Genomic DNA, 797 nt, shown 5'->3' with positions numbered 1-797 from the left:
AACTGTATCATGCGCTTGGCTGGGCGACAGCATCATCTTGGGCGCACCTTAAAACTGGATGAGCGTTTTCAAACGGTGTTTGCGGCCACCCGCGAGGTTTTTGCGCCGAGTTTGATCAGCGTGTTAGTGGTGATTCTGGTGAACTTACCCATCCTGGCTTTGACGGGCGTGGAAGGCAAAATGTTTACGCCCATGGCTATGGCGGTGATCATGGCCTTGCTGTCTGCGTTGGTGCTGTCACTCACCTTCGTCCCTGCCGCCGTGGCGCTGTTTATGACGGGGCATATCGAGGAGAAGGACAATTTTATTGTTCGCCACTCCAAACGGTTTTACGCCCCGGTTTTGGCGTGGGCGCTAAAGTTTCGCGTTCTCGTATTGTCTGCGGCCCTGATCTTTGTGGTTTTGGTCGGCGCACTGGCCACGCGGATGGGGACGGAATTTATCCCTAATCTGGATGAGGGCGATATTGCCGTCCAGGCACTGCGAATACCCGGCACCAGTCTCACTCAATCCCTGGATATGCAGTTTCAACTGGAAAAAGCGGTTCTGGAAATCCCTGAAGTCAAAACCTACTTCGCGCGCGTCGGCACGGCCGAAGTTGCCAGTGACCCCATGGGGCCCAACATTTCCGATGGCTATGTCATGCTCAAGGATCGCAGTGAATGGCCCGATCCTGATAAAACCAAAGCGCAGCTGTTGGAAGAAATTGGTGAGAAACTGACGTTGTTGCCGGGAAATGCCTATGAGATCAGCCAGCCGATCCAACTGCGCTTCAATGAATTGATTTCTGGTGTGCG

General features: G+C 53.7%; 1 protein-coding gene. It reads left to right on the top strand.

Annotated elements, in window-relative coordinates; all coding sequences use genetic code 11:
• On the top strand, nt 1-797 hold a 797-nt coding region (locus tag LGT44_RS08840; protein ID WP_230333576.1), incomplete at both ends, for an efflux RND transporter permease subunit.

It is taken from the genome of Thalassolituus alkanivorans (assembly GCF_020447205.1).
Lineage (GTDB): Bacteria > Pseudomonadota > Gammaproteobacteria > Pseudomonadales > Oceanobacteraceae > Venatoribacter > Venatoribacter alkanivorans.
Note: the sequence above shows the minus strand (reverse complement) of the source record. Positions and strands in the feature narration are given on the sequence as shown.